A 3,173-nucleotide genomic window follows, 5' to 3' on the forward strand; every position below is an offset into this window, starting at 1 on the left:
CAGTATTTAAAGGAACGTTTGTCGTTGTTGCGGGTGCAAAACTACCACCTTTATATAGATAATCAATACTTTTTAGAGAGTATTTTTGGTTTATTTTTTAACAGTCTGATAACAGTATGTTTACGGGTGTTTTTTTTTCTTTCTCTCTGTCTTTTTAAGACTCTCCCTCTAGGTTTTCCTTGTTTTTGCTGGGTTTTGCTGGGTTTTGCTAGGTTTCGCGCAAAGACACTAAGGCGCAAAGTCGCTTTTATTGTCTTTCCTGCGCAGCTTTTGTTATGTTTTGTCGCCCCTAGCCCTGATAATAGCGGAAATCCTTGTCCTTTTTTCTTTAAAAAGGGCAAGATTGTAGTAGATAGCAGGAAACAGCTCCTGAAAAAGCTTCTCCTATATAGTATCGTAGAATATGACTCCTATATATAAGGTCATAAAAAAAGCGGCTACTATATATAATAACTTGATTGGAGTATTCCTGAAACCTATAACTCGGCTTATTCATCAATTCTACCTACACCTAAATATAAGGACGATGTCACACCTTATATATGTGGACATACAAAAAAAGATTGCCTGTTACCTCAAAAAACCTCATTGAATCAGCCATGATTATTTTTTAAAAAACTTAGCCTCTTTTTTGAGACAAGAAACAGCTAAGCAAAAAAAATCCCGTCATTTATTAAATGACGGGATTAACTATTTAGAGGTTTTTATTTATTCTAAAATAAAACTCACACTTACATTTGATACAATCTCAATCTCTCCAATCGCAAGCGTTTCATTAGAAGCAGCACCTGCACTATCCATAGCCATAGATTTCATAGCTGCATACATAGGTTGCGGACGGTATCCTTGTGAGTTATCTGAAATAACAATTGCTTTACCTACTTTTTGCCCTAAAACTGAAACATAATCTTCTGCTTTAGACTTCGCATCTTTTATTGCCAATTTTCTAGCTTCTGACTCATGTTGTGCTAGTTTTGAAGATTCAAAAGTTACACCATCTATACGATTGATTCCTTGATCAACCAAACCTTCCATTAACTCATCGTACTTAGTTAAATCTTTCAACGAGATTTCTACTGTTTGTGTAGCGTTATAATTATGTTTCTTTTTTTCATAATCATATTGCGGATTTAGTGCGACTTGTTTTGTTTTGAAATCGGCAGTTGGAATATTCATTTTTTTAATGAATTTTAAAACAGCATCCATTTTCTGGTCGTTTTGCTTCTTTACATCTTTAGCATTACTTCCTTTGGTTTCAATTGTTGCTAAAATTGTCGCCTGATCTGGAGCAACTTTTACTTTTCCTTCTCCTGACACACTTATTTGCGGAATTTGTTTTGTTTCTTGAGCGTAAGACATAGTCATAAACATAAGGGTTAAAAATAGAGCTACTTTTTTCATATTTGTATTATTTAATTGTTCTTTATTATTCCTTTTCAAAAGTTGTGCCATTATAGTTTTCCTAGCTTAGCCATTACAAAAAGTATAACAATTGGTATCGCTAACAGAACAACCATAAGACTGTGATCGTAAACTAAAGATGGGTCTTTTATCAATGTAATCATATAACCCCCAATGGCTCCGCCAAAATGCGCTGTATGTCCAATATTATCATTTTTAGCTCTCATCCCGTATATAGAATATAACAAATATAAGATTCCGAAAAGATAGGCTGGCATCGGAATTATAAAAAATATTCCTAACATCATGTCAGGTTGCAATAATATCGCCGAATACAATATTCCTGTTACCGCTCCGGAAGCTCCTACTGCGCGATAACTATAATCATTTTTATGGAATAACATGGTTAGCAAACTACCAAAAACCAAACTACCAACATAGATCAATACAAACGAAAAGTTTCCTAAATGATTAATAACTACTGGCGCGAAAAACCAAAGCGTTAACATATTAAAAAGTAAATGCATCATATCTACATGCAAGAAACCTGATGTTAACATTCTTATTTGTTCTCCTGAACGTATACTTCCTACGTGAAATTCATATTTTCTAAAAAAAGAAAGATCGTTAAAACCCTTGTAACTAACTAAAACATTGGCAACAATTATTCCTATCAAAATGGTATTCATATTCTATATTTATTGTGAATTGTAAATATAGTCATTCTCCCAGAAATCACAGTTACTGATTAAAATATATACGTTATCCATTTTTGAGTTATATTTGTAAAAAATAAAACTGCATGCAATTCCTCGTTTATATACTGGCATATCCATTACTTTGGATTATATCTATTCTTCCATTTCCTATTTTTTATTTATTTTCTGATGTTGTTTATTTCATAGTTTACTACTTGGTTAGATATCGAAGAAAAACAGTGAAAGAAAATTTAGCGATTGCCTTACCGCATCTTACTGATAAAGAAAGGAAAACAATCGAAAAGAAATTCTACCAACACATGTGTGACATGTTCTTGGAAATGATAAAAACGATGACTATTTCTCCTGAAGAAATGCGCAAACGTTTTGTTCTTACTAATGTTGAACTTATAAAAGAATACGAAGAAAAAGGTAAAAGTGTCGTTCTTGTGGCTTCACATTATGCAAGCTGGGAATGGCTATTAACTCTAAATGCTCAAATAAAATTTAGAGGAATTGGTGTTTACAAAAAAATTGTAAATCCCTATTTTGATAAGTTAGTACGAAAAATTCGCTCTAAATATGACGCTGAATTAGTCGAAACTAAAAAAATAATCCCGCTCATGGCACAAAACCAAAGGGATGGTATTTTAAGTCTGTACGGCTTAGCAAGTGATCAATCACCAAAATTAGACAGGGCTTTTCATTGGGATACCTTTATGGGAATTGAGGTTCCTGTACATACTGGCGCCGAAATGTTAGCTAGAAAATACAACTTGAGTGTTTTATTTGTAAAAGTAAAAAAAGTAAAACGCGGATATTACGAGGCTACTTTTATCCCTATTTGTGATACTCCTAAAAAAGCAGATGGTTTTGAAATTACTCATACTTATCTAAAAGAAGTAGAAAAACAAATTCTAGAAGCTCCTGAGTATTATTTATGGACGCATAAAAGATGGAAACACAGAAGATAACTCATAAAAAAAGCTCCAAAACTTAATGATTTGGAGCTTTTTTTATGTAAACATTTAGATACAATCTGTTTTATCACCAAACAGAGAAAAGAAATAAACT

4 protein-coding genes are annotated in these 3,173 nt (G+C 32.7%); 2 read left to right on the forward strand and 2 right to left on the reverse strand.

From position 1 onward, the window contains the following. On the forward strand, window positions 1–420 hold a 420-nt coding region (locus B8T70_RS24160), incomplete at its 5' end, for a hypothetical protein (protein ID WP_207621561.1). A gap of 288 nt (window positions 421–708) precedes the next feature. On the opposite strand, the gene B8T70_RS23215 is transcribed toward B8T70_RS24160, so the two are convergent. Together B8T70_RS23215 and B8T70_RS23220 are read right to left on the reverse strand one after the other, a co-directional pair. Beyond that, window positions 709–1,401 (reverse strand): SIMPL domain-containing protein, encoded by a 693-nt coding sequence (locus B8T70_RS23215; RefSeq protein ID WP_039119921.1) that lies wholly within the window; start codon window positions 1,399–1,401, stop codon window positions 709–711. 50 nt (window positions 1,402–1,451) lie between these two features. Next, complete coding sequence (locus B8T70_RS23220; protein WP_086896405.1) at window positions 1,452–2,090, reverse strand: rhomboid family intramembrane serine protease; 639 nt, start codon at window positions 2,088–2,090, stop codon at window positions 1,452–1,454. Between the two features lie 113 nt (window positions 2,091–2,203). Between B8T70_RS23220 and B8T70_RS23225 the strand changes: the two genes are divergently transcribed. Further along, window positions 2,204–3,073: a lysophospholipid acyltransferase family protein gene (locus B8T70_RS23225; RefSeq protein ID WP_086896406.1), complete on the forward strand. Its 870-nt coding sequence runs from the start codon at window positions 2,204–2,206 to the stop codon at window positions 3,071–3,073. The last annotated feature ends 100 nt before the right edge of the window (window positions 3,074–3,173 follow it).

Origin of the sequence: Flavobacterium sp. AJR, assembly GCF_002156885.1 — a bacterium.
Lineage (GTDB): Bacteria > Bacteroidota > Bacteroidia > Flavobacteriales > Flavobacteriaceae > Flavobacterium.